The organism is Streptomyces sp. NEAU-W12, from assembly GCF_026242095.1.
Taxonomy (GTDB): Bacteria; Actinomycetota; Actinomycetes; order Streptomycetales; family Streptomycetaceae; genus Streptomyces.
In genome coordinates this window covers 57998-82380 of record NZ_JAPJDM010000002.1, presented here as the reverse complement: position 1 = coordinate 82380, position 24383 = coordinate 57998, and the positions used below count along the sequence as shown (strand labels likewise).

At 72.5% G+C, this 24383-nt stretch carries 22 protein-coding genes and 1 riboswitch; of the genes, 5 read left to right on the top strand and 17 right to left on the bottom strand.

The features are described from left to right. Positions 1-15 precede the first annotated feature (15 nt). Positions 16-771, bottom strand: coding sequence for an endonuclease/exonuclease/phosphatase family protein (locus ORI94_RS02600; protein WP_266072043.1), 756 nt, complete (start codon positions 769-771; stop codon positions 16-18). Between the two features lie 334 nt (positions 772-1105). Between ORI94_RS02600 and ORI94_RS02595 the strand changes: the two genes are divergently transcribed. Then, a complete protein-coding gene (locus tag ORI94_RS02595) occupies positions 1106-1639 on the top strand; it encodes a VOC family protein (RefSeq protein ID WP_266072042.1) in 534 nt (177 codons plus the stop codon). Between the two features lie 172 nt (positions 1640-1811). Here ORI94_RS02595 and ORI94_RS02590 read toward each other — a convergent pair whose 3' ends face one another. The 5 genes from ORI94_RS02590 to ORI94_RS02570 all read right to left on the bottom strand — a co-directional run bounded on the left by ORI94_RS02590 (position 1812) and on the right by ORI94_RS02570 (position 6198). Further along, on the bottom strand, positions 1812-2765 hold the full coding sequence (locus ORI94_RS02590; RefSeq protein ID WP_266072041.1) for an ROK family glucokinase: 954 nt from the start codon (positions 2763-2765) through the stop codon (positions 1812-1814). A gap of 81 nt (positions 2766-2846) precedes the next feature. Next, a complete protein-coding gene (locus tag ORI94_RS02585) occupies positions 2847-3539 on the bottom strand; it encodes a DUF5304 family protein (RefSeq protein ID WP_266072040.1) in 693 nt (230 codons plus the stop codon). A gap of 57 nt (positions 3540-3596) precedes the next feature. Further along, positions 3597-4784 carry an ArsA family ATPase gene (locus tag ORI94_RS02580; protein WP_266072039.1) on the bottom strand — a complete coding sequence of 396 codons (1188 nt, stop codon included), beginning with the start codon at positions 4782-4784 and terminating at the stop codon, positions 3597-3599. 39 nt (positions 4785-4823) lie between these two features. Beyond that, the gene (locus ORI94_RS02575) at positions 4824-5279 is read right to left on the bottom strand and encodes an SRPBCC family protein (RefSeq protein ID WP_266072038.1); all 456 of its coding nucleotides are present in this window, start codon (positions 5277-5279) and stop codon (positions 4824-4826) included. A 121-nt stretch (positions 5280-5400) separates the two neighbouring features. Beyond that, a complete protein-coding gene (locus ORI94_RS02570) occupies positions 5401-6198 on the bottom strand; it encodes a metallophosphoesterase family protein (protein ID WP_266072037.1) in 798 nt (265 codons plus the stop codon). A 310-nt stretch (positions 6199-6508) separates the two neighbouring features. Between ORI94_RS02570 and ORI94_RS02565 the strand changes: the two genes are divergently transcribed. Beyond that, positions 6509-8320 (top strand): AMP-dependent synthetase/ligase, encoded by a 1812-nt coding sequence (locus ORI94_RS02565; RefSeq protein ID WP_266072036.1) that lies wholly within the window; start codon positions 6509-6511, stop codon positions 8318-8320. Positions 8321-8418: 98 nt separating this feature from the next. On the opposite strand, the gene ORI94_RS02560 is transcribed toward ORI94_RS02565, so the two are convergent. After that, positions 8419-9588: a glycosyltransferase family 4 protein gene (locus ORI94_RS02560; RefSeq protein WP_266072035.1), complete on the bottom strand. Its 1170-nt coding sequence runs from the start codon at positions 9586-9588 to the stop codon at positions 8419-8421. A 189-nt stretch (positions 9589-9777) separates the two neighbouring features. Between ORI94_RS02560 and ORI94_RS02555 the strand changes: the two genes are divergently transcribed. After that, entirely contained in the window at positions 9778-10992 is a 1215-nt protein-coding gene (locus ORI94_RS02555; protein ID WP_266072526.1) for a glycosyltransferase family 87 protein, read from the top strand. Between the two features lie 16 nt (positions 10993-11008). On the opposite strand, the gene ORI94_RS02550 is transcribed toward ORI94_RS02555, so the two are convergent. From ORI94_RS02550 to ORI94_RS02530, 5 genes are all read right to left on the bottom strand, one after another. Next, positions 11009-12211, bottom strand: a complete 1203-nt coding sequence (locus ORI94_RS02550) for a hypothetical protein (protein WP_266072034.1) — start codon at positions 12209-12211, stop codon at positions 11009-11011. A 64-nt stretch (positions 12212-12275) separates the two neighbouring features. Continuing rightward, positions 12276-13289, bottom strand: coding sequence for an NlpC/P60 family protein (locus ORI94_RS02545; protein WP_266072033.1), 1014 nt, complete (start codon positions 13287-13289; stop codon positions 12276-12278). A 186-nt stretch (positions 13290-13475) separates the two neighbouring features. Further along, a complete protein-coding gene (locus ORI94_RS02540; RefSeq protein WP_266072032.1) occupies positions 13476-14543 on the bottom strand; it encodes a C40 family peptidase in 1068 nt (355 codons plus the stop codon). Positions 14544-14849: 306 nt separating this feature from the next. Further along, positions 14850-16199, bottom strand: coding sequence for an NYN domain-containing protein (locus tag ORI94_RS02535; RefSeq protein WP_266072031.1), 1350 nt, complete (start codon positions 16197-16199; stop codon positions 14850-14852). Positions 16200-16264: 65 nt separating this feature from the next. Then, positions 16265-16504, bottom strand: a complete 240-nt coding sequence (locus ORI94_RS02530) for a hypothetical protein (protein WP_042165845.1) — start codon at positions 16502-16504, stop codon at positions 16265-16267. Positions 16505-16660: 156 nt separating this feature from the next. Here ORI94_RS02530 and ORI94_RS02525 point away from each other — a divergent pair, with 156 nt between their 5' ends. Next, positions 16661-17395 carry a rhomboid family intramembrane serine protease gene (locus ORI94_RS02525; protein ID WP_266072030.1) on the top strand — a complete coding sequence of 245 codons (735 nt, stop codon included), beginning with the start codon at positions 16661-16663 and terminating at the stop codon, positions 17393-17395. Continuing rightward, positions 17392-17673, top strand: a complete 282-nt coding sequence (locus tag ORI94_RS02520; RefSeq protein ID WP_257849471.1) for an Lrp/AsnC family transcriptional regulator — start codon at positions 17392-17394, stop codon at positions 17671-17673. Before ORI94_RS02525 ends, ORI94_RS02520 begins: the two co-directional genes overlap by 4 nt. Before the next feature lie 84 nt (positions 17674-17757). Here ORI94_RS02520 and ORI94_RS02515 read toward each other — a convergent pair whose 3' ends face one another. The 5 genes from ORI94_RS02515 to ORI94_RS02495 all read right to left on the bottom strand — a co-directional run bounded on the left by ORI94_RS02515 (position 17758) and on the right by ORI94_RS02495 (position 24379). Further along, entirely contained in the window at positions 17758-19170 is a 1413-nt protein-coding gene (locus ORI94_RS02515; protein ID WP_266072029.1) for an aminotransferase class V-fold PLP-dependent enzyme, read from the bottom strand. A 206-nt stretch (positions 19171-19376) separates the two neighbouring features. Beyond that, a riboswitch (SAM riboswitch) is annotated at positions 19377-19493 on the bottom strand. Positions 19494-19599: 106 nt separating this feature from the next. After that, complete coding sequence (gene trpD, locus ORI94_RS02510; protein ID WP_266072028.1) at positions 19600-20664, bottom strand: anthranilate phosphoribosyltransferase; 1065 nt, start codon at positions 20662-20664, stop codon at positions 19600-19602. A gap of 189 nt (positions 20665-20853) precedes the next feature. Further along, on the bottom strand, positions 20854-22515 hold the full coding sequence (locus ORI94_RS02505) for a cytochrome b (RefSeq protein WP_266072027.1): 1662 nt from the start codon (positions 22513-22515) through the stop codon (positions 20854-20856). Continuing rightward, positions 22512-23570, bottom strand: a complete 1059-nt coding sequence (locus ORI94_RS02500) for a ubiquinol-cytochrome c reductase iron-sulfur subunit (RefSeq protein WP_266072026.1) — start codon at positions 23568-23570, stop codon at positions 22512-22514. The genes ORI94_RS02505 and ORI94_RS02500 overlap by 4 nt, the downstream gene beginning before the upstream one ends. Continuing rightward, a complete protein-coding gene (locus ORI94_RS02495; RefSeq protein ID WP_266072025.1) occupies positions 23567-24379 on the bottom strand; it encodes a c-type cytochrome in 813 nt (270 codons plus the stop codon). Before ORI94_RS02495 ends, ORI94_RS02500 begins: the two co-directional genes overlap by 4 nt. Positions 24380-24383: the final 4 nt, after the last annotated feature.

Genomic DNA, 24383 nt, shown 5'->3' with positions numbered 1-24383 from the left:
GCTCGCCCGCGCGCACTACGCGGCCGGCACTCTGAGCGCGGCCAGGACCGGCAGGTGGTCGGTGGCCGCCCTCAGGTCGGCCTCGGTCACCCCCGGCTGGTCGAGCGGGACGCCGCAGCCCAGGACCTCGACGCCCCTGGTGGCGAACAGGGCGTCGATGCGCTGGTGCGGCTCGGTGGGCGTCGAGGTGTGCTCGCCGCCCCAGGGTTCGGCGGCCCAGCAGTCCGTGAGGGAGTCGCCCAGCCGCCGGAAGGTACGGCCGTCCGGTCGCTCGTTGAGGTCACCACCCACGACCGCGTGCTCCACGCCCATCCCGGCGAGCCGGTCGAGGAGCATGCCGCCCTGCGCGTACCGCTCGTCCTTCCGCAGCGACAGGTGGCAGCTCAGCACCCCGAGCCGGGCCCCGCCGAACCGTACGACGGCGGTGGCGAAGCCGCGCCGGTGCAGTCCCGGGGTGCGCGGCAGCAGGACGTCCTCGGTGCGCTCGACGGTCGCCCGCAGCGAGCACAGGATCGCGGGGCCCGCGGCCGTGGCACCCCCGGAGAGGGTCACCAGCCCGGAGGCGCAGGCCAGCCGGGCCAGTTTCTTGCGCCAGCGGAAGAACCGCGGCGCCTCCTGGACCAGGACCAGGTCGGGGGCGCAGGCGGTGATCACCCGGGCAAGGGCGTCCGTGTCGTCGTACATCGACCGGATGTTGTAACCCAGGACACGGACCACGGCCGAGCCGTCGGACTCTGTCCGGGAGTCGGGCAGCAGCGGAGTCGTCGCCATGCGGATCAAGATACGCCGACCCGCACGCTCGAAAGCACGGTACGGGCCGACGTGCACAGGCCGACGCGTACGGGCCGGTCCGGGTGTTCGGCCAGGGACACCGCCTCCGGGCTCCCCCTCGGACACGCACGGGCGGACGCATGACCGGCATGGGACCGGACGGGCGGTATGTGGACGACGGCTGGGATGTTCACGCTCTCGGGCAGGTGGATCACCTCCGGTGCGCAGGTGCGGGGCCGGTCACGGCCCGGGACCGGTCGCCGCTCAGGACAGCAATCGACCGGACCGGCACCTACCGTCGCCGTCGGCCACCGGCGTCGGCGAAAGGTCCGCGATGCCGGAGCGGAGCAACACCGTGCCGGAGGGCTGCACCACTGTTGTGCCCTGGGTCGTCACCGACGCCACGGGGGCCTTCCTCGGCTTCGGCACCGAGGCGTTCGGCGGTGAGGAGCTCGGGCGGGTGCCGACCGGGGACGGTCTGATCGGGCACGGTGAGATCCGGGTGGGTGACACCGTCGTGCCGGCCTTCGACCGGCACGACGACTGGCCGGCCGTCCCGAGCCCGCTGCGCGTGTTCGTCGCCGACGCGGACGAGGCGTTGTCCCGGGCCGTCGCAGCCGGCGGCCGGGTCGTCGCTCCCGTGACGGACGACGCCTTCGGGCAGCGCGGGGGACGTGTCAAGGACCCCTTCGGCAACATCTGGTGGGTGGTCGACTGCGTGGAGTACGTCTCGGAGGAAGAGAGGGGGAAGCGGCTGCGGGATCCCCTCCACGCCGAGGACGTGCGCGTGGCCCGGGAGGCTCTCGACGTCGAGCTCGGCGGTCGGCGCCATGGACGCAGCAGCGCCCCCGTCAAGGCGACCGGCTGACCGACGGGCGATCGGCATCACCCGGCGAAGCCACCCGGTCGGCGGTGCCGGCGTGTCGGAGGGGCCGGCGTGTCGGAGGGGCCGGCTCCTGAGCGGAGCCGGCCCCGGGAACGACGACGCCCGCCGTGGCCCCGGGAGGGGGGCGGGCGGGCGGCGTCGCAGGCGGGGGGTGTCACATGACGGGGTCGGGTTCCCGGGCCAGGTCGGCCGCGCCCACCAGGCCGGCCTTGTTCCCGAGCTCGGCGGCCCGGACGTCGGCGACCGGGCGCCAGTTGCCGCCCACCAGCCAGCGCTTGTACGACTTGCGGATCGGGTCGAGGAGCAGTTCCCCCTCGTCGGAGAGACCGCCGCCGACGATGAAGGCGGAGGGGTCGAAGAGGGAGGCCAGGTCGGCGAGACCGGCGCCGACCCACCGGGCGAGCTCCCGGTAGGAGTCGACGGCCACCGGGTCGCCCTGGCGGGCGGCCATGGAGACGTGCTTGCCCTCGATGCCGTCGGGGGTGCCGTCGCCGAGGGCGAGCAGCGTCTCCGCGTTCTCCGGGGTCGCGTTGGCGCGCTGGGTGGCGTACCGGACGAGGGCGCGGCCGGAGGCGTACTGCTCCCAGCAGCCCTGCGAGCCGCAGCCGCACAGCAGGCCGTCCGGCACCATCCGGATGTGCCCGAACTCGGCGGCCACGCCGAAGTGGCCCCGGCGCAGCTTGTTGCCGATGATGACGCCGCCGCCGAGGCCGGTGCCGAGCGTGATGCAGATGACGTTGCGGTGGCCCTTGCCGGCGCCGAACTTGTACTCGCCCCAGGCCGCCGCGTTCGCGTCGTTCTCCACGACGACCGGGAGACCCACGCGGGCCTCGACCTTCTCCTTCAGCGGCTCCTGGCGCCAGTCGATGTTGGGGGCGAAGTACACCGTCGAGCGCTGGCGGTTGACGTATCCGGCGGCACCGATTCCCACGCCGACGATCTCGTTCCCCGTGCGTGCTCCGTCCACCGCGGAGGCGATGGCGTCCACGATGCCGTCGGGCGTGCCCGGGGTCGGCACCTTGTGGACCGAGAGGATGTTGCCGTCCTCATCGACCACGCCGGCCGCGATCTTGGTGCCGCCGATGTCGACGCCGATGGTGAGTCCCATGAATCCCTCAGTTCCGGTCGAGCCCCGCTACCGCCCACGGTACCCGAGGCCCTGGCGCCGGCTTCCCGGTATCGGGCACCCTCAGTCCAGGTCGATGCGTTCCCCGCCGGGTCCGGGCCCGTCGCCGGGGTCGCGGCGGCGGTCGTCACCCGCGTCGGCGTCGCCGCCGTTGCCTCGGTCGTGCTTCCCGCTCCCGCCTTTGGCGTCCTCGGCACCGGAGGCGTCCTCGGCGCCGGGGGTGTCCTCGGCGCCGGGGGCGTCCCTGACCTCGTCCGGGTCCCAGGGGCGGGGGTCGCGGGTGGTCCAGCGGCGTTCCTGGTCCTGGACCGCGGAGCGGTAGGCGGCGAGGAGCTCGTTGCCGGCGGCGGCGAGGTGGTCGAAGACGTCGGGGTTGCGTTCGACGACCGGTTCCACGGCCGCCTTGGCCTGCTGGACGGCCTGGCGCACCGCCTGCTGCGCGGCCGGTCCGGCGACCGCGCCGAACAGCGGCGACCGGCCCCCGGTGAGCTGGTCGAACTTCTCGGCGACCACGTCGACGAGCTTGCGCAGTTCCTCGGCGGCCGAGGCGGGCGGCGGTCCGTACCGGGCGCGGCGGCGGGCCCTCTCCGCCTCGAGGTCCTCGGCGCACGCCGTCGCCCAGGCGTCCGCGTCGACGGCCCGTGGGCCGGCGTCACCGGGCCGTACGTCGTCGGTGGCGGCCGTGCGCGCGTCGGACGCGGAACCGCCCACGGGCGCGTCCCCGGTGTCGTCGGGCGGGGGGAGCTGTTCGCTCATGACGGACTCCTGACTACGGTCGGCCCCTCCGACGGTACCCGAACGGGCGTACCGGCTTCACGGGGTGCGCGGCCACAGGCGCGGATCCGGCCGGAACCGGATGCGCAGTTCCCCCTCGCGCAGGGCCGCGCCGTCGACGGTGCAGCGGCGCAGCGCGGAGGGCAGCGGGACCGTCCGGCGGAACGGCCCCGCGGTGACGGCGAGTGCGTCGCCGTGCCGGATCAGGTCCAGTTCCTCGCGCCGGGCGCCGGGCAGCGGGATGTGCCAGACCAGGACGCCCTCGTCGGCGAGCCGGTCGGTGACGGGCCACCCGGCCGTGGCGGGCCCCGCCTTGACGCCGGGTGCGGCGGGCGCGCCCGGGACGGCGAGCGCGGTCAGGTCGTCCGGGCCGCGCGGGTCGCGGCCGAGGTGGGCGACGGGGCGCACGTCGTACGTCTGGCGCCACTCGTCCAGCGTCTTGCGCTGCTGGGCGGCCGGGCCGGCGAGCCAGCTGTCGTCGACGCTCTCGGGCAGTACCCGGCCCGCGACCAGCACGTCGGTGCGCAGTCCGCGCAGGGCGAGGCCGAGACCGGCGGTGCGTACGGCGTCGGCGCCCGCGGGGCCGGGTTCGGCGACCAGCCGTACGGCGGTGTCCCGGTCGGCGAGGACGGCCTCGACGGCGGCCAGTCCGGTGTCCCACCGGGCGGCCGTGGCGTACAGCCAGTCCGCGGGCATCGGGACCCCGGCGAGGCGGCCGAGCACGGGGCGCAGGGCGCGGGCGGCCTGGCGTTCGGGCGGGAGCAGCCTGCGCATGCCGCGGCGGAGGTCCTCGGGGAGGGCGAACAGGGCGAGGGCCCGCTCGGCGGGCGGCAGGTCGACGACGAGCAGGTCGTACACGTCCGGCAGCGCGGCGTCCCGCAGGGCGCGCAGTACGGCGAGTTCCTCGGCTCCGGGCAGCGGACCGAACTCCTCGGGGTCGAGCCGGGACGCGCCGAGCAGGTCGAGCGCCGGGGCGGCCCGGTCCTGCAGTGCGGCCAGGTCGGCGCGGAAGTCCTCGCCGGCGTCGACCCGCCGTGCGGTGAGGCCCGGGAGGACCTCGGCGGGCGCGGCGGTGACGGGCGTGCCCAGCACCGTTCCCAGCGTGTCCGTCCGGTCGGTGCCGAGCAGCAGGACACGGGCGCCCGCACGGGCGGCGGCGAGCGCGGTGGCCGCCGCGACGGTGGTACGTCCGTTGCCGCCGGGGCCCGTGATCAGGAGGGTACGCATGGGGATGAACGGTACCGGTGCACGCGCCCGCGGCCGGTGCTACGCGGCGCCCGGCTCCTCGCCGGACTCCACCCGCTTCTTCAGTCCCGCCAGGGCCCGGTCGATGATGACCTTCTCGGCCTTGCGCTTGATCATGCCGAGCATCGGGATCTTGACGTCGACGGTGAGCCGGTAGGTGACCTCGGTGGTGCCCGCGCCGGCCGGCTTCAGCAGGTAGGAGCCGTCGAGGGAGCGCAGCATCTGGGACTTCACCAGCGTCCAGGACACCTCGTGCTCGCCGGTCCAGGTGTACCCGAGGGTCTGGTCGTCCTTGATCGCGCCGGCGTCCATGACGAGGCGTACCTGCTCGGCACGGCCCTGGCCGTCGGTCGCGAGGACTTCCGCCTCCTTCACCTCGCCGGTCCAGTCCGGATAGCGGGCGAAGTCGGCGATCACCTCCATGACCTCGGCCGGTTCCGCCTCGATCGTGATGCTCGAGCTGGTGTGTTCCGCCATCGCCGTGGCTCCTCCAGATGCGGGCCGTAGTCGGATCGCCGTGCGCGGCCCACGCGCACGCCCGTGCAGCGGAAGGCTATCGCGCACCCCGCCGGGGCACGTCACCCGACCTGGGGCATCCTCACCATTCGAGCACCCAGGGCCGGCCCCGGCTCGCGAAGTGCCCCACGTTCACGCATTCGGTGGCCCCGACCCGCATGCGCCGCACCAGCGGCTGGTGCACATGCCCGAACAGCGCGTACCGGGGCCGGGTGCGGTGGATGGCGTCCAGCAGGGCGCGGCTGCCGCGCTCGAAACGGCGCGCGACGGTGTCGTACACCAGCTCCGGAACCTCCGGCGGAATGTGCGTGCACAGCACGTCGACCTCGCCGACGGCCTCGATCTTCGCCGCGTACTCCTCGTCATCGATCTCGTACGGTGTGCGCATGGGCGTGCGCAGTCCGCCGCCGACGAAGCCGAAGACCCGGCCGCCGATCTCCACCCGCTCGCCGTCGAGGACGGTGGTGCCCGGCCCCGCGTACTCCGGCCACAAGGCCGGTATGTCGACATTGCCGTACGTGGCGTACGTGGGGGTGGGGAAGGCGGCGAACATCTCGGCGTACTGCCCCCGCACCGCCTTGTGGATCGCCGCGGCGCGGTCCGCGCCGATGCCCGCCCACAGCCGGGCCTGGAAGGCGCGTGCCTCCTCGAAGCGCCGCGCGGTGCGCAGTTCCACGATGCGGTCGGCGTTCTCGGTGCCGAACAGGTCGGGGAAGATGCCGCGCGAGTGGTCGGCGTAGTCCAGGAAGAGCACCAGGTCGCCCAGGCAGATCAGGGCGTCGGCACCCTCGCCGGCCGTGGCCAGGTCGCGGGCGTTGCCGTGGACGTCGCTGACCACGTGAACGCGCGTACGGCGGTTTTCGGCCGGTGTGGATGCCATGGCGATCAAGCCTAGCCAGAGGGCGGCCCCTGTGAACAGTGGCGGCCGGACCTGCGCGTACTGGCTCCCCTCAAGGGCGTGGACTACTGTGCGCGATGGCAATCAACCCGTTCACCAACTTGTGTGACGCAGCGAACATCTCGCCGGGCCCCCCTGTCGTTCCGGCCATACCGGCGGGTAACGTCCGGGCAGTCCAGTCGTGCTCAGGATTTCAACAGGTGAATCTTCGAGCACCCGCCCGAGCCTTGGACCGCACTGTCGTCGCATCGCACACCGTCGTGGCGCCGGCGCCCTAAGAGGAGCAGCAGTCTTGCGCGAGTTCAGCCTTCCGGCTTTGTACGAGGTCCCTGCGGACGGCAATCTGACCGACATAGTCCGCAGAAACGCCGCGCAGCACCCCGAGGTGGCCGTCATCGCCCGCAAGGTCGGCGGCGTGTGGCAGGACGTGACGGCCACCGCCTTCCTCGCCGAGGTACGGACGGCCGCCAAAGGGCTCATCGCCTCCGGGGTCCGGCCCGGTGACCGGGTCGCCCTGATGTCGCGCACCCGCTACGAGTGGACACTGCTCGACTTCGCGATCTGGAGCGCCGGCGCGGTCACGGTGCCGGTGTACGAGACGAGCTCGCCCGAGCAGGTGGCCTGGATCCTCGGCGACTCCGGCGCCACCGCCTGTGTGGTGGAGTCGGACTCCCACGCGGCCACGGTCGACGCGGTGCGCGACCGGTTGCCGGCACTGAAGCACGTGTGGCAGATCGACCGCGGCACGGGCGAGGGCGGCGCGGTCGGGGAACTGGGCCTCCTCGGCCGGGACGTCGCCGACGAGACGGTCGAGGAACGCAGCTCCGTCGCCGGGGCCGACGACCCGGCGACCCTCATCTACACCTCCGGCACCACCGGCCGCCCCAAGGGCTGTGTGCTCACCCACCGCAGCTTCTTCGTCGAGTGCGGCAACGTCGTGGAGCGGCTGCGTCCCCTGTTCCGGACCGGCGAGTGCTCGGTCCTGCTCTTCCTCCCGCTCGCCCACGTCTTCGGCCGGCTGGTGCAGATCGCGCCGATGATCGCGCCGATCAAACTGGGCTGCGTCCCCGACATCAAGCAGCTCACCGACGAACTGGCCTCGTTCCGGCCGACGCTGATCCTGGGCGTGCCGCGGGTCTTCGAGAAGGTCTACAACTCGGCGCGCGCCAAGGCCCAGGCCGACGGCAAGGGCCAGATCTTCGACAAGGCGGCGGACACCGCGATCGCGTACAGCAAGGCGCTGGACACGCCGTCGGGGCCGTCCCTCGGCCTGAAGATCAAGCACAGGGTGTTCGACAAACTCGTGTACGGCAAGCTGCGTGCGGTGCTCGGCGGGCGCGGCGAGGCCGCCATCTCCGGCGGTGCCCCGCTGGGCGAGCGCCTCGGACACTTCTTCCGCGGCATCGGTTTCACGGTGCTGGAGGGCTACGGGCTCACCGAGTCGTGCGCGGCCACCACGTTCAACCCCTGGGACCGGCAGAAGATCGGCACGGTCGGGCAGCCGCTGCCCGGCTCGGTGGTCCGCATCGCCGACGACGGCGAGGTGCTGCTGCACGGCGAGCACCTGTTCAAGGAGTACTGGAACAACCCGGCCGCGACCGCGGAGGCGCTCGCCGACGGCTGGTTCCACACCGGCGACATCGGCACCCTCGACGAGGACGGGTATCTGCGGATCACCGGCCGCAAGAAGGAGATACTCGTCACGGCGGGCGGCAAGAACGTCGCCCCGGCGGTGATCGAGGACCGGATCCGCGCGCACGCGCTGGTCGCGGAGTGCATGGTCGTCGGCGACGGACGGCCGTTCGTGGGCGCGCTGATCACGCTCGACGACGAGTTCCTGGGGCGCTGGGCGGCGGAGCACGGGAAGCCGGAGGGATCGACGGCGGCGTCGCTGAGCGAGGACCCCGAACTGCTGGCGGCGATCCAGGACGCCGTCGACGACGGGAACGCGGCGGTCTCCAAGGCGGAGTCGGTGCGGAGGTTCCGGGTGCTGCCTTCTCAGTTCACGGAGGAGTCGGGACATCTGACCCCGTCGCTGAAGCTGAAGCGGAACGTGGTGGCGAAGGACTTCGCCCACGAGGTCGAGGCGATCTACTCGGCGTAGGGCTTTCCGCACCCACCGCCCCTTCCCTCACCGAGCCCCGAGGGCTCTGCCCCGGGCCCCTGCTCCTCCCCCTGGCCCTCCCCCGCTCCCCCGCTCCCTCAGACGCCGAAGGGGCCGGTTCCGGTCCGGAGCAGGGTTTTCAGGGTGTCCGCCAGAAGGTCCCAGCGCCATTTCTCCTCGACCCAGGCCCGGCCCCGTTCGCCCATGCGGTGGCGGAGCTCGGGGTCGGCGAGGAGGGTGATGATGCGGTCGGCGGACTCGGCGGGGGTGTCGCCGCGGACGACCCAGCCGGTCTCGCCGTCGAGGACCGCGTCCGGGGCTCCGCCCGAGTCGCCGGCGACGACGGGCAGGCCGGTGGCCGAGGCCTCCAGGTAGACGATCCCGAGCCCTTCGACGTCCAGTCCCCCGCGCCGGGTCCTGCACGGCATCGCGAAGACGTCGCCGGCCCCGTAGTGGGCGGGCAGCTCGGACCAGGGCACGGCGCCGGTGAAGCGTACGGAGCCGGCCACCCCGGTGTCGTGCGCGAGCCGGCGCAGGTCCTTCTCGTAGGGCCCGCCGCCGACGACCAGCAGCACGGCGTCCGGCTCGGCGGCGAGGATCTCGGGCATCGCGCGGATCAGCGTGTCCTGTCCCTTGCGCGGCACCAGCCGGGAGACGCAGACGACCACCGGACGGCCCGTCAGGCCGAGCCGGGCCCGGACCTCGTCGCCGCCGGAGCCGGGGTGGAAGGTCTTCTCGTCGACCCCGGGCGGCAGCTGCGCCATCCGCGCGGCGGCCTCGGGCGTGAGCGCGCCGGCGATCCGCGCACGCGTGTACTCGCCGAGGTAGGTGATCGTGTCCGTGGACTCCCCGATCCGGCGCAGCAGGTGCCGGGCCGCGGGCAGCTGCGCCCAGCCCGCCTCGTGGCCGTGGGTGGTGGCCACGATCCGCTCGGCGCCCGCCCGGCGCAGCGCCGGTGCCATCAGCCCGAGCGGCGCGGCCGCCCCGAACCAGACCGAGGTGCAGCCGTGTTCACGCAGCAGCCCGACGGCCTGCCGGGTCGCCTGCGGGGTCGGCAGCAGCATCGGCGTACGGGCGCGTACGACGGTGAAGGGCTGCTCGGCGTCGAAGGCGGCCGTCGCCCGGACACCCTCCCGGGAGCGTTTCCAGGTCGAGGCGTACACGACGACCTGTGCGGGATCCAGGCGCAGCGCCATGTTGTGCAGGAACGCCTGGATCCCGCCCGGCCTGGGCGGGAAGTCGTTGGTCACGATCAACGTCTTGTGCATCGAGGCAGACCTTACCGAACCGGTGCGCCCGGTCCGCGGGCGCGGCGGGCCGCTGTGGCACTCTCACAGGGGCGCGGGACATCATGGCCCCTCAGGACCGCACACGGACGCGCAGGGACGGGCAGGGATCACGTGGACACGACAGGATGGCGCGGGTCCCCGGCCCGGCCTCCGGTACGCCGGCAGGCCCTGTTCCGGCCTCTGCTGGTGTGGGGACTGACGAGAGCCCTGCTGCTGCTGTTCGTCCTGAAGGTGCTCGTCTTCCCCGGCCCGGACGTCACCAGCGACGTGTCCGTGATCTACCGGGAGTGGTACGGCGTCCTGCGCGCCGGAACGTTCCCGCTGGACGACGTCACCTGGCAGTACCCGCCCGCGGCGGCCCTGGCGGTCCTCTCTCCCGGTCTGCTGCCGTTCCTGCAGTACGCGACCGCGTTCTTCGTCCTGGTGTGCCTCGCCGACCTGGCCACCCTGACCCTGCTGCTGTACGCGGGCGGAAGGCCGGGCCGAACCCGGCTCGGTGCCTGGGTGTGGGTGGCGGGTGTGCCGCTGCTCGGGCCGACGGTCTACGCCCGCTACGACGTGATGGTGACCGCGGTGGCGGTGGCCGCGCTGCTGGCCGGGACGCGGCGTCCCCGGCTGCTGGGGGCGCTGGCGGCGTTCGGCGCGCTGCTGAAGGTGTGGCCGGCGCTGCTGCTGCTCGGTGTGCGCCGGCGTTCCGCGTGGGTGGCGGCCGTGGTGACCGGGGCCGGCGCGGCGGCCGTCTTCGCGGTGCTGATGCCGGGCGCGTTCGCGTTCCTGGGGTTCCAGCGCGACCGGGGCACGGAGGTGGAGTCGCTGGGCGCGCTGGTCTTCCACGTCGCCCGGCACCACGGCTGGGACGGTGAGGTGCTGCTGAACTACGGCTCGGTGGAGTTCCTCGGCCCGTACGTGGAGTGGGTCAGCGCGGGCGCGATGTTCCTGAGCGGGGCGGCACTGGCCTGGCTGCTGCTGTGGCGGCTGCTGGCCCGGCGTTTCGAGGCGCACACCTTCGTCGACGCCGCGTTCGTGGCGGTGCTGATGTTCACCACCACCAGCCGGGTGATCAGCCCGCAGTACATGGTGTGGCTGGTCGGGCTCGCCGCGGTCTGCCTGTGCCGTCGCGGGAGCCGGATGCGGCCGCCGGTGGCCCTGGTGCTGGTCGCGTCGTTCGTGACGATGCTCGAGTTCCCGTTGTGGTTCGCGCACGTCGTGGCCAGTGACGCGCTCGGCGTCACCCTGCTGTCCGTGCGCAACGGCCTGCTGGTGGCGGCCGCGTTCCTCGCCGCCCGCACCCTGTGGCGCTCGACGGTCACCCACGGCCTCCCGGCCGCACCGGCCCCCACCACGGCGGCGGCCCGCACCGCGAAGGCCCCGGTCTCCCCCTGATCCCGCTCCCCGCGCCTCAGTCGAACTGCTCGCGCAGGTACTCCTGCCACTGCACGGTGAACTCCTCCGGCGTGGTGCCGAGGACGCGCCGCATCGCGTCCTGGACCGCGCCGTCCCGCTGCCCGCTCGCGCCCACCGCCCGGTAGAACGCGCCGAGGCGTTCCTCGCCCCAGCGCTCGGCGACGAGGCGGCAGGCCATCCAGCCGCTCTCGTAGGCGCGGGCGAGGCCGTCGGCGTCGTCGGTGAAGCCGAAGTCGTCGTCGGCCGGCAGTCCGGCGGGCACCTCGCCGCGGCTCACCGCGCGGGCGAGTTCCGGCGCCGCCTCGGCCGGGAGGCGGTCGCCGTCCCGGTGGCCGACCCAGTCGGCGAGGCCCTCCGACAACCACAGCGGGGTCGCGGCGGTGGTGTGGGCGCGGGTGGCGACATGGGTGGTCTCGTGAGTGAGGACGACCTGCCGGCCCGGGTCACCGAGCATCCCGAAGGCGTCCGGGTTGACGATGACGCGGTCCGCGGGCGCCTGCGCGTCGCCGCCGGTCTCGCCGGTGGTCACGGCCGCGATCCCCCGGTAGGAGGAGGCGGGCGAGCCCAGCAGTCCCGCCATGTCCTCCAGGGACCGCGGGACCAGGACGACGACGCGCCGCGGCCAGTCGGTTCCCCACGCGTCCGACACGGCGGGCACCGCGTGGTCGGCCAGTGCGGCGTAGTCGCGCAGCTCGGCGTCGGGCCGGCCGACACCGAGTACCAGGCTCCGTTCGCCGTGCACGGCGCGCACCGCGCCCTGGTCCCACAGCTGGCGGCCGGACTTCCCGGCGGGCAGGTCGGAGTCGACGGACCACCGGCCGTCCTCGTCCCGGCTCAGCCGCAGGGCGCGGGCGGTGGTGACGGGGGCCCGGTCGTAGCCTTCGACGCGGTACCCGAGGTCGGCGGTGGCGGTGGCGGTGGCGCCGGTGCGGTACACGTCGGTGACCCGGTAGCTCCAGTCGGCCAGGGGCACCTCGCTCAGGCTGTCGTACCCGGCCCGGGTGCCGGTGCGGGCGTAGGCGGCGGCGTCACGGCCGAGTACGGCGTCGGCCCGCCGGTCGAGCAGTGCCTGCACCTCGGTGCGGACGCCGTCGGCGGCCGGCCCCTGGCCGCACGCGACCAGGGCGACGAGCAGGGAGACGAGCAGCAGACACTGCGCCGCCACCGGCACCCCGGGCACCCGCCTTCGACCAGCCACCCTTGTGAGGGTACGGCCGCCGGGCCGCCCGGGGCAGCCCGCCCCGGCCCCCGCCCGTCCCGCTTCAGACCCGCGTGACCGACGAGACGGGCATCATGCCGACCGGGTCGTAGCGCACGGGGGCGCCGGGGTAGGGGGCGTGGATCACTTGGCCGTTGCCCGTGTACATGCCGACGTGGCTGCCGTCGGGCCGGTAGACGACCAGGTCGCCTGGCCGGGCCTGGGCGAGCGGGACCTGTGTGCCCGCGTGCCGCTGGGCCTGCGAGGTGCGCGGGAGGGCGATCCCCGCCTGCGCGTACGACCACTGCATCAGGCCGGAGCAGTCGAAGCCGGAGGGCCCGTTGGCGCCCCAGACGTAGGGCTTGCCGAGGGCGGAGCGGGCGGCGGCGACGGCGGCTGCCGCACGGCCGGAGGCGGCGGCGCCGTCCGGGACGGGCGGGCCGCCGCGGCCGGAGCGGGTGCTCCGCCCGTGCGCGGCGCGCCCGTCGTCGGGGAGGGTGTCGAGCAGCCGCCGGGCCTGGGCGAGTTTGCGTTCGACGGTCTTCTTGTGGGCGGCGACCGCCTTGCGGCTGCGGTCCAGCTCGCCGAGCTTGCGGGAGGCCTCCGCGCGGTCCTGGTCCAGCGAGCGCACCGCCTCCCGGAGTTCCCTCAGCTCACCGGCCTGGCGGGCGGTGAGGCGGTCGAGCACCGAGGCCCGCTCGAGGTAGTCCTCGGGGTCGTCGGAGAACAGCAGCGCGAGGGACGGGTCGAGCCCGCCGGAGCGGTACTGGGCGCCGGCCAGCGAGCCGAGCGACTCCCGCATGGTGTTGACGCGCTCCTGCTGCCGGGCGATCTCGTCCCGGGCCGCGTTGACCTGACCCCGCAGGGTGTCCGCGCGCTCGTCGGCCTTGTTGTACGCCTCGGTCGCCCGCTCGGCCTCCTCGTGGAGGCGGTCCACCGCGGCCCTCGGGTCTTCGTGCGGGGCGGCCGTGGCCGGTACGGCTCCGAGGGCGGCTGCCGCCGCGGACAGGAGACCGACGGTGACGGTGGTGCCCCGGCCGGGGCCGGGGGACGGTTCAAGGCGGCGATGGGACCCCACGGGGAACCGCGCTCCTTCCGCTGGCGGACAAGAAACGCGGGAGACAGTAGCCGTGGGACGGGCGGGCGACCAACGCCCTCGGCGGCCACACACGGTGACGCCCCGCCTCTGACGCAGGTCACAGGCGGGGCGTGGGGCCGGTCGGCGGTGCCGCGATTCCCCCGAACGGGGGCACGCGGCACCACGTCAGACGCGGACGCCGAACATGAACGGGCCGCCGATGGTGTTCATCGACTCGTAGCGGACGACGGTGCCGCTGCGCGGAGCGTGGATGATCTGGCCGTTGCCCGCGTAGAGACCCACGTGGTGCAGGTCGTTGAAGAAGAAGACCAGGTCGCCGACCTGGAGCTGGCTCTCCGAGTAGATCTTGGTGCCCGCGCCGGTCTGTGCCTCGGAGGTGCGCGGGATGGCGACGCCGGCCTGGGCGTAGGCCCAGGAGGTGAGACCCGAGCAGTCGTAGGAGGACGGGCCGGTGGCGCCGTAGACGTACGGGGAGCCGAGCTTGCTCTGGGCGGCGGCGAAGGCGGCGCCGGCGCGGCCGGATCCGCTGCCGACCGAGGCGGAGCTGCCGGTGTCGGTGCTGGTGGCCTTGAGGACCTCGCGCTCGCTGGCGCGGGTGGCGCGCTCCTCCTCCTCGGCGAGCTGCGCCTTCTCCTCGGCGGTGAGGGTGTTGAGCAGCTTCTGCGCGGCGCCGAGCTTGCTCTGGACCTCGGTCTTCTTCTTGCCCAGTTCGGTGCGGGTGGAGGCGAGGTCCTCGAGCTTCCCGGAGGCTTCGGAGCGCTGCTGGGCGAGCTCGCGCTGCTTCTCCTGGATCTCCTTCAGCGCGTCGACCTGCTGGGTGCTCAACTGGTCGAGGGCGGACGCCTTGTCGAGGTAGTCGTCCGGGTCGGCGGAGAGGAAGAGCTGGAGCGAGGGGTCCATGCCGCCGCTGCGGTACTGGGCGCTGGCCATCGAACCGAGGCCGTCACGCAGCTCGTTGAGCTCCTGCTGGCCCTTGGCGACGTTGTCCTGGATCGTGGAGATCTCCTTCTGGAGCTTCTCCTGCTTCTCCTTGGCGCCGTTGTACTTCTCGGTGGCCTGCTCAGCCTGCTCGTAGAGCTTGTCGACCTTGGCCTTCACCTCGTCCTTGCTCGGCTTCTCGCTGGGGGCCGCGTTGGCGGCCTGCGAACTCAGGACGACGGCAGCTGCGGCAGCGGTGGTGAGCACAGTGACACGTGCCCGGTTCGGCTGCTTGGGACGACGGTGGGACGCCACGGAGGCGAGCTCCTTCTTCCTCCAGCCGCCTACCGACACGCCGGTGGGCGGGGCCTCCGCCGTCGCCACCCCATGTGAACGATCAACCGAGCGGAGGTTCGAGGCCTGACCCTAGTGATTCTCTTGTGATCACTTCAAATCCCCGGCCGTGAATTCTCGGCCACATCGGGTTTCTTTGCCATCAACTCACCTGCGGTGACGTCGCACTGACACTGCGTTGCGCCGTTATCGCGCCAATCCGGGCAATCGACAGGTACGTTGCGGTTGGGGTATACGTTTCCGATGGGACGTACCGCGCTTCGCGGCCTACGCCCGGGAGAAGCGCCTCAGCAGGACCGCGGACGCGACCGGGCGGGCGCCCGCCCTGGCCACTCCGTCGGCGACCTCGCGGTCGGTGGAGACGACGATGACGGGCCGCCCCGGCGGCTCGGCGCGGACCAGCTGGCGGATCAGCTCGTCGGCGGTGACCCCCGGCTTGGAGAACAGCACGCGCACTCCGCGCGGCGGCGCGAGCAGGACGGGGGCGGCCAGTTCGGCCCCGTCGAAGACGCAGGTGACCTCGGCGCCGGTCTGCGCGGCGAGCTGGGCGAGCTGGCCCAGGAGTCGCAGGCGCTGCTTCTCCAGGGGCATCTGGGGATAGCCGGTCTTGGTGACGTTGTAGCCGTCGACGACGAGATGCGCCTGCGGCAGCGCCAGCAGCTGGTCCAGGACGGCCGGGTCGTCGTCGGACAGCGCGCGGGCGGCGATGTCCTTGGGGGTCATGCTGCCGGGCTCGACGGCGTCCACGGTCTCGGCGGGCCGGACGGACACCGGAGGCAGCGCGAGCTCGCGACGGAGCCCCTGGGCGGCGTCCAGCACGGTGTCCAGGAGCAGCCGTACCCGCATGTCCTCGACGCTGCGGCCCTCACGGGCGGCCCGGCGGGCGGCCTCGAGGGCGGCCTCGGACTCGCCGAGGCGTGCCTTGAGCCGCCGGGACTCGCTCTCGGCGGCGGACACCTGGACCTGCCCGTCGGCGCGGACGGCGTCCATCTCGCCCTGCAGTTTGCGCAGTGCCGCCGCACCGCGCTTGACGTCGCTGAGCGCGGACCGCAGCTTGCGGTGCAGGGAGTCCGCTTCCTTCCTGGCCGCCTCCAGGTCGGTGCGCAGCCGCTCGGTCTCGGCCCTGGTGTGCTCGCGGGCGCGGACGAGTTCGCCGCGCAGCCGCTCCAGCTCGGCGCGGGTCTCGTCGTCGGCGCGCTCGGCGTCGGCGCGCTGGGCCTCCTCGCCGGCGGCGGTCACCAGTTTCACCCAGCCGGGCGGCCGCACGACGTAGGCCGCGGCCGCCACGTCCAGCGGGTCCGCGGCCGGGGGCGGGGAGCCCGATTCGAGGACGCCGGCCAGTTCCGGCTGGGCCTCTCTCAGCCGCTCCCCGATGCGCCGGCGGAACAGCGGGTCGGTCTCCAGGGCGGCCGCCATCGCGTTGCCGGCGAACTTGGCGCGGCGGCTCGGGGTGAACCGGGCGTACTGCCTGAGCTGGGCGGGCAGCTCGGAGACGGTCAGTTGGCCGAAGCCGTCGGAGACGATCCGGACCACCCGGCGGCGCACGCCCTCGGGCAGCGGACGGTCGAACACCTCGGCGGTGCCGTCCTCCGGCCCCCCGCCCGCGGTCTCCACCATCCGTCACACCCCAATGCCTGTGTCCGACCCCGCGTACGGGGTCCCCCGGGCGGGGCCCGCTCCCCTCAGGAGCCGGCGCCCGGCCTGTCGACGAGTTCCACCTGGTCCACGGCGTTGCACCAGCGGCAGCGCACCGACTCGATCGTCTCACCGAGGACCTCGCGCTCCTCGACCTTCGGCTCCCCGGCGAGATCGAGGTGGACGTACTCCACGACCTTGGACGAGCGGGTCACGTCGAAACGGGTGAGGTTGCCGCAGAGGGTGCAGCGCCACCGCGTCGAGGCAGTCGGCAGGGGAACCGTCATCGTGGCTGTTCGCCTTCCTTCCAGTGTCCGTGACGCGCCGGGCACCCGGCGCGTGTGGCACGTAACCCTACGGCCTGGCAGGTCTTCGCCGCCCGCCCGTCCACGGCGGCGAGGCGGTCTGTGCGGTTGCGTCCGGTTGCGCCATGCTCTGTATTCATGATCCGCAACTGGGGCGCGACCGTTTCCGGGGCACTGAAACGCCCCTCGGCGCCGGTGACCCACACCCTCATCGCCGCATGCTGCCTGGTCTTCCTGATCGGTCCGGCCTCGGGGCTCGATCCGGGGTACGGGACCGGGGACGAGCTGCTCGCCGCGCAGCGCGGCTACTTCCGCCACTGGGGCGTGATCCCCGCAGACGTGTTCGAGGGATCCCTCTGGAGCGTTCTCACTCCCGCCACGGCCCTGTTCGTCCACGGCAGCTGGGTACATCTGCTCGGCAACATGCTCTTCCTCCATGTCTTCGGGACGATGACCGAGGCGCGGATGGGCCACCTGCGGTTCTTCCTGTTCTACGTCGGCTGCGGCTACCTCGCCCTGCTCGGGTACGCCGCCGCCAACGCGGACGCGACGCAGTCCCTGGTCGGCGCCTCGGGGGCGATCTCGGGGGTCCTCGGCGCGTTCCTCTTCCTGTTCCCCCGGGCGCGGGTGACCAGTCTGCTGCCGTTCCTGTTCTTCCTGCCGGTGCGCTTCCCGGCCTGGGTGGTGCTGCCGTTCTGGGCGGCACTGCAGTGGCTGGCGGCGGGACGGGCCTCCGAGGGGCCGGGGGTGGCGTACCTGGCCCACCTGGTGGGCTTCGTGCTGGGCTTCTGCTGGGCGTGGGTGCGGTCCACGGCGGCGACTACAGTGAGGACAACCCCAGCTCCGGCCCCCGAGGGAGAGAACCAGCAGTGATCACCGCGATCGTCCTCATCAAGACCAGCGTGGACCGGATCCCCGAGATCGCGGAGCGGATCGCCGCGCTGGACAGCGTCAGCGAGGTCTTCTCCGTCACCGGCACCTACGACCTGATCGCCATGGTCCGGGTCAGGGAGCACGAGGACCTGGCGGAGGTCATCCCGGGCCGGATCAACAAGATCCCGGGCGTGGAGGGCACGGACACGCACGTGGCGTTCCGTACGTACTCGCAGCACGATCTGGAGGCCGCGTTCGCGATCGGTCTGGACAGCTGAGCGGGCCGGCCCGAGGCACCCGGGCCGCCCGGTACGGCAGAGGGGGCCGCGGGGGGCGCGCGTACCGGGGCGGGTGGCCGGGGCTCACGCAGGAGTGTCCGGCACGCAGCGGCCGTGGGCCGTGCGGGGGCTCCAGCGGGCGCCGCCGCGCACGAGCTCGCGGACGGCGCGGACGAAGCGCTCCACGTGTTCGTCCGGTGTGCCCGCGCCGAAGCTGACGCGGATCGCGTGGAGGGACGTCTCGCCGGGCGCCGTCCCGGGGGCACCGCACTCGCCCCGGTCCTGCGGATCGCCGCCGAGCAGGACGCGCAGCAGCGGGTGGGCGCAGAACAGTCCGTCCCGTACGCCGATGCCGTACTCGGCGGAGAGGGCCGCGGCGAAGTGGGAGCTGTTCCAGCCGTCGACGACGAGGGAGAGCACGCCGACGCGCGGCGCGCCGTCCCCGAACAGCGACAGGAAGCGCACCTCGGGCACGTCCGCGAGTCCGTCCCGTACCGTGCGGATCAGCCGCTCCTCGTGGGCGGCCAGCGCGCCGAACCCGGCCTCGCCGAGCGCCTTGCAGGCCGAGGCGACGGCGTGGGCGCCGATGACGTTGGGCGAGCCGGCCTCGTGGCGGGCGGCGCCGTCGTGCCACTGGACGTCCACTCCCCCGTCCGCGCGCCGGGCCACCCTGCGGCTGGCGCCGCCGCCCGCGAGGTAGGGCTCGGCCCGGCGCAGCCAGTCGGCGCGGCCGGCCAGGACGCCGGTGCCGAACGGGGCGTACAGCTTGTGCCCGGAGAAGGCGACCCAGTCGACGTCCAGCTCGCGCAGGCTCACCGCGCGGTGCGGGGCGAGCTGGGCGGCGTCCAGGACGATCCGGGCGCCGTGCGCGTGGGCGGCGGCGGCCAGCTCCCGTACGGGCCAGAGCTCGCCGGTGACGTTGGAGGCACCGGTGACGCAGACCAGGGCGGGGCCGTGGGGGTCACGGGCGGCGAGGGCGTGCTCCAGGGTCCTTACGGCCTGCTCCGGGCTGCCCGGGGCGTCGAGGAAGGTGACGCGGGCGCCGCGCCAGGGCAGCAGGGCGGCGTGGTGCTCGGTCTCGAAGACGAAGACCTGGCAGTCGTCGGGGAGCGCGGCGGCGAGCAGGTTGAGCGAGTCGGTGGTGGACCGGGTGAAGACCACCTGGTCCTCCTCCCGGCAGTCGAGGAATCCGGCGACGGTCCTGCGGGCGTTCTCGAACAGCTCGGTGGAGAGCTGGGAGAGGTGGCCGGCGCCGCGGTGGACGCTGCCGTAGTACGGCGCGTACGCGGCCACGTCGTCCCACACGCGCTGGAGCGCCGGGGCGCTGGCGGCGTAGTCGAGCGCGGCGTAGGTGACCTCCCCGCCGGTGACGAGCGGAACGGCGACGTCCCGGCCGAGCACGGGCAGCGGGGCACAGCCGGGCGGTGCGGCGGCGGCGCCGGCGATGCCGGGAGCGGCGGGAGCGGTGGAGAGGGGGGAAAGCGTGGAAACAGACATGGCTGGACTCCCGTGACAGCAGGCAAGATCACCACGCGGGCACACACGGCTCGAGCGTGGGAGAAGAAGACGAAGAGGAATCTGCGGAGGCGGGGCTCTGCGGCCTGGAAAGGCCCGTCAGAAGCGCCCTAACGCATTCGCTTGCTCAACGGAAGGCTCCCTCGAACGACCAGGACCCCTGGTGTCTCACTCGATCGAGTGCGAGGGGTCCGCGCTTGCCGCGAGCCCTGCTGCTCACGGCCTGGTCCTCACCCGGGGCACCCCGCCACGGACGGAGGGTTGCCGGACAGCCGGCCGGGGCCTGATGGCTGTCGCTCATGACCTGGTCCCACATCTTGCCACACGGGCCTGCGGCACGCGCAAGGCGCGGTCCGGATCCTGGACGGACCGGACCGCGCCCTCACACCTGCCGTACCGCTCGTACGCGGCTCACGCGTTGCTGGCCAGCACCCAGCGCTCCAGAGCCCGCCGGGCGGTGCCCGAGTCGATCGATGCGGCGGCCTTGGCCATCCCGGCCCGGATCTGCTCCGCCAGCGTCCCCGTGCCCGGTTCGAGCGCCACCAGCGCCGCCGCCGAGTTCAGCAGCACCGCGTCCCGCACCGGGCCGCGCTCGCCGTCCAGGACCCGCCGGGCGACCTCCGCGTTGTACGAGGCGTCGGCGCCGCGCAGGGCCTCCAGGGGCACGGGCTCGATGCCGACGTCGCGCGGGTCGAAGCGCTCCTCGGTCACCTCGCCGCCCCGGACCACCCACACGGTCGAGGGGCCGGTGGTGGTCAGCTCGTCGAGACCGTCGTCGCCGCGGAACACCAGCGAGGAGTGGCCGCGCCCGGCGAACACGCCGGCCATGATCGGAGCCATCCTCCGGTCGGCGACCCCGACGGCCTGGGCCCTGACCCGGGCCGGGTTGGCCAGCGGGCCGAGGAAGTTGAACACCGTCCGGATGCCCAGCTGTCCTCGCGCGGCGGCCACGTGGCGCAGCGCCGGGTGGAACTTCACCGCGAAGCAGAAGGTGATCCCGGCCTCCTCGGCGACCTCGGCGACCCGCTGCGGGGTCAGCTCCAGGTTGACGCCGAGCTTCTCGAGGACGTCGGAGGCGCCGGACGCGGAGGAGGCGGCCCGGTTGCCGTGCTTGACGACCTTCGCCCCGGTGCCGGCGACGACGACGGAGGACATCGTGGAGATGTTCACCGTCCTGGCGCCGTCGCCGCCGGTGCCGACGATGTCGACGGTCTCGCCGGGCACCTCGATGCCGATGGCGTGGTCGTACATCGCCCGGACGCAGCCGGTGATCTCCTCGACCGTCTCGCCCTTGGCCCGCAGGGAGACGGCGAACCCGGCGATCTGCGCGTCGGTGGCCTCACCCCGCATGATCAGGTCCATCGCCCAGGCGGTGTCGTCGGCGGACAGGTCGTGGCCGTCGAGCAGACCGTTCAGCAGGGTGGGCCAGGAGCGGCCCGCCGCGGTGTTGCCTCCTGCGGGGGTCACAGCGCTCATCGGCCGCTCCTGGGTCCTCGACGTCCTCGGCAGACAGATGGGTCTTCGACGGACGGATGGCTGGGGTTCCGCCCCCACCCTATCGACCCCGGGGCACGACGAAGGGCCCCCGTCCGGTCCTCGGACGGGGGCCCTTCGCAGTCGTGTGGCGACTTGGCCGCCTGGGCAGGCGGTTGAAGCGGTGGGGGATCAGTGGTGGCCGTGGCCGCTCGTGATCTCCCTGTACTCCTCGACGGTCGGCTTCGGAATCTGGGACTCCTCGCCGTAGTAGCCCTTGCTGAGCTTGGCGCGCAGCTTCTCCACCGGCTTCACCTTGCGCTCGACACCGTTCTCGTCGACGAGCGGGCCGATCTCGGCCGGCTGGTACTGCTCGTGCGCCGTGAGGGTGTGCAGCTGCTCCTGGCTGAGCGGCTCGTGGACCTCGATGAACTCACCGTGCGGCAGGCGCTTGATGATGCCCGACTCGCGGCCGTGCAGCACCTTGTCCCGGTCCCGGCGCTGGAGGCCGAGACAGATCCGCTTGGTGACGATGAACGCGACGACCGGTCCCACGAAGAATCCGATCCGGACGAACCAGGTGACCGCGTTGATCGAGAGGTTGAAGTGCGTGGCGAAGATGTCGTTGCCGCCGCCGATCAGCGTGATCATGTAGCCCGTGATCCAGGCGACACCGAACGCCGTCCGGGTCGGGGCGTTGCGCGGCCGGTCCAGGATGTGGTGCTCGCGCTTGTCCCCGGTCACCCAGGATTCGATGAACGGGTAGAGCGCGATCACCCCGAGGAACAGTCCGAAGACCACGAGCGGGATGAAGACACCCAGGACGAGCGTGTGGCCCCAGAAGTTGATCTCCCAGCCGGGCATGGCACGGACCAGGCCCTCGGCGAAGCCCATGTACCAGTCGGGCTGGGCTCCGGTGGAGACCATGTCCGGCCGGTAGGGGCCGATGTTCCAGATCGGGTTGATCGTCGCGATCGCCGAGACGATGGCCAGCACGCCGAAGACCAGGAAGAAGAAGCCTCCGGCCTTCGCCATGTACACCGGCAGCAGCGGCATGCCCACGACGTTGTTGTTGGTCTTGCCGGGACCCGCGAACTGCGTGTGCTTGTGGTAGAAGACCAGGATCAGGTGCGCCACCACGAGGCCGAGCATGATGCCCGGCAACAGCAGGATGTGGATCGAGTAGAACCGGGCGACGAAGTCGTCCCCCGGGAACTCCCCGCCGAACAGGAACATCGAGATGTACGTACCGACGATCGGCACGGACAGGATCGCGCCCTGCGTGAAGCGGACACCGGTGCCGGAGAGCAGGTCGTCCGGGAGCGAGTAACCGGTGAAACCGGTGAACATGCCGAGGACGAACAGCAGGAAGCCGAACAGCCAGTTGATCTCACGCGGCTTGCGGAACGCGCCGGTGAAGAAGACGCGCATCATGTGCACGAACATGCCGGCGATGAAGACGATCGCGGCCCAGTGGTGGATCTGCCGGATCAGCAGACCGCCGCGGACGTCGAAGCTGATGTCGAGCGTCGACTTGTACGCCTCGCTCATCAGCTGGCCCTGCATCGGGATGTAGCTGCCGTGGTACTCCACCTCGTTCATCGACGGGTGGAAGAACAGGGTCAGGTACACACCCGTGAGGATGATGATGAGGAAGCTGTAGAGGCAGATCTCACCCAGCATGAACGACCAGTGGTCGGGGAAGATCTTGCGCATGTTGGCCTTGGCCAGGGAGTAGATCCCCAGCCGGCCGTCGGCCCAGTCGGCGACGCGTTCGCCGGCCGGGGCCTTTCCACGGGAGCGGCCCGGCCGGTCGGCGCCCGACGGATTCGTGGTGCTGGTCGTAGTACTCATCCGCGCTCCCAGAATGCAGGACCGACGGGCTCCTCGAAGTCGCCGAGCGCCTCGAGATAGCCCTCGTCGTTCACACCGATGCGCAGCTGCGGCAGGGCGTGACCGGCGGGACCGAAGATGACCCGGGCCCCGTCGGAGAGGTCGAAGGTGGACTGGTGGCAGGGGCACAGCGCGTGGTGCGTCTGCTGCTCGTACAGGGAGATCGGGCAGCCGACGTGGGTGCAGATCTTCGAGTACGCGACGATGCCCTCGTACGACCACTCGAGCTCGCGCTTGTCCTTGATGTCCTCCGGCTCGATACGGACGAGCATCAGGGCGGCCTTGGCGATCTCGTTCAGGAACCCGTGCTCGTGCTCGTCCAGGCCCTCGGGCTTGGCGAAGGTCAGCGAGCCCACGAGGATGTCGGACGGCCGCATGGGCTCGTCCGTGTTCATGTTGATGAGCAGCTTGCCCTTGGCCCACAGGGTGTGGCGGAGCTTGTTCTCGGGCAGCGGCCCGAGGTCGCGCAGCAGGACCACACCGGAGAGCGGGAACAGGGCCAGCGCGCCGAACATCGTGTTGCGGATCAGCTTGCGCCGACCGATCACCGATTCCTTCGCGCCCTGGCGGAAGTCGTCCATGACCTGCTCACGGACCTCCGGCGACGCGGAGACCGGGTGCCGCTCGTCGGTGAGCTCGTGGTCCGACATCAGCGTGCGGCCCCAGTGGACCGCGCCGGCACCGATGGTGAACAGTGCCACGCCCAGGGTCAGGCCCAGCGCGAAGTTCAACGCGTTGATGTGCCCGATCGGGAAAACGTAGATCGACTCGTCGTGCGGGATCGCCACGAACGAGGCGATGAAGCCGACGGTGGCCAGCATCGACAGCGTGAACAGGAGGGCGACCGTGCGCTCGGACCGCTTGGCGGCCCGCTCGTCGATGTCCTGGACGCGCGGCTCGTGGGGCGGCAGCCCCGGGTCGGCGAACGGGTTCTCCTCGTCCGCGACGCGCACCGCGCCGTGCGGGGCGTCCTGCACAGCAGGCATCTTCTCTTCGGGAGTCTCTTGGCTACTCATGACTTCTTGGCCTTTGCGGTCCGGGCTGCGACCCACACGGCGACGGCGATACAGGTACCGAGGCCGAAGACCCAGCCGAAGAGGCCCTCGGCGACCGGGCCGAGCCCGCCCAGGGACATACCGCCGGGGCTCACGCTGTCGCTGCTGTTGACCGTCTTGACGTAGGCGATGATGTCCTTCTTGTTCTGCTCCGACAGCGAACCGTCGGGGAACGAAGGCATGTTCTGCGGGCCGGTCAGCATGGCCTGGTAGATGTGCTTGGGGTCCACGTCCTCGAGGTTCGGGGCGTACTTCCCGTGCGTGAGCGCACCGCCCTTGCCGGTGAAGTTGTGGCACTGCGCGCAGTTGTTGCGGAACAGCTCACCGCCCTTGGCGATGTCGGCGCCCTCGGGGCTGTACTGCTCCTCGGTGGGGACGGCCGGGCCTGCGCCCAGGGAGGCGATGTACGCCGCCAGCTGGTCGATCTCGGCCTGGGTGTAGACGGCCTTCTTCTTCGGAATCTGCGCGGCCTGCGAGGTGGCGGCCGGCATACGGCCGGTGGCCACCTGGAAGTCGACGGCCGCCGCGCCCACGCCCACCAGGCTGGGGCCGTCGCTGGTGCCCTGCCCACCGGTGCCGTGGCAGCTGGCACAGCCGACCGCGTAGAGCTTCTTGCCCTCCTCGATGGTGAGGGATTGGGCGGTTTCGTCGGCCTGCGCCTTGCTCGCGGGTGCGAACACGGCGTACAGCCCCCCGGTACATGCCAGCGCGAGGAGCAGAACGACGAGCGCCGCCAACGGGTGGCGTCGTCGTGCGGAGAGCTTTTTCACGGAT

What these genes read in the sequence shown, in the direction of transcription:
- ORI94_RS02600 (WP_266072043.1), bottom strand. Translation starts at nt 771, where the DNA reads ATGGCGACGACTCCGCTGCTGCCCGACTCCCGGACAGAGTCCGACGGC.
- ORI94_RS02595 (WP_266072042.1), top strand. Translation starts at nt 1,106, where the DNA reads ATGCCGGAGCGGAGCAACACCGTGCCGGAGGGCTGCACCACTGTTGTG.
- ORI94_RS02590 (WP_266072041.1), bottom strand. Translation starts at nt 2,765, where the DNA reads ATGGGACTCACCATCGGCGTCGACATCGGCGGCACCAAGATCGCGGCC.
- ORI94_RS02585 (WP_266072040.1), bottom strand. Translation starts at nt 3,539, where the DNA reads ATGAGCGAACAGCTCCCCCCGCCCGACGACACCGGGGACGCGCCCGTG.
- ORI94_RS02580 (WP_266072039.1), bottom strand. Translation starts at nt 4,784, where the DNA reads ATGCGTACCCTCCTGATCACGGGCCCCGGCGGCAACGGACGTACCACC.
- ORI94_RS02575 (WP_266072038.1), bottom strand. Translation starts at nt 5,279, where the DNA reads ATGGCGGAACACACCAGCTCGAGCATCACGATCGAGGCGGAACCGGCC.
- ORI94_RS02570 (WP_266072037.1), bottom strand. Translation starts at nt 6,198, where the DNA reads ATGGCATCCACACCGGCCGAAAACCGCCGTACGCGCGTTCACGTGGTC.
- ORI94_RS02560 (WP_266072035.1), bottom strand. Translation starts at nt 9,588, where the DNA reads ATGCACAAGACGTTGATCGTGACCAACGACTTCCCGCCCAGGCCGGGC.
- ORI94_RS02535 (WP_266072031.1), bottom strand. Translation starts at nt 16,199, where the DNA reads ATGGTGGAGACCGCGGGCGGGGGGCCGGAGGACGGCACCGCCGAGGTG.
- ORI94_RS02530 (WP_042165845.1), bottom strand. Translation starts at nt 16,504, where the DNA reads ATGACGGTTCCCCTGCCGACTGCCTCGACGCGGTGGCGCTGCACCCTC.
- ORI94_RS02525 (WP_266072030.1), top strand. Translation starts at nt 16,661, where the DNA reads ATGATCCGCAACTGGGGCGCGACCGTTTCCGGGGCACTGAAACGCCCC.
- ORI94_RS02515 (WP_266072029.1), bottom strand. Translation starts at nt 19,170, where the DNA reads ATGTCTGTTTCCACGCTTTCCCCCCTCTCCACCGCTCCCGCCGCTCCC.
- trpD (WP_266072028.1), bottom strand. Translation starts at nt 20,664, where the DNA reads ATGAGCGCTGTGACCCCCGCAGGAGGCAACACCGCGGCGGGCCGCTCC.
- ORI94_RS02505 (WP_266072027.1), bottom strand. Translation starts at nt 22,515, where the DNA reads ATGAGTACTACGACCAGCACCACGAATCCGTCGGGCGCCGACCGGCCG.
- ORI94_RS02500 (WP_266072026.1), bottom strand. Translation starts at nt 23,570, where the DNA reads ATGAGTAGCCAAGAGACTCCCGAAGAGAAGATGCCTGCTGTGCAGGAC.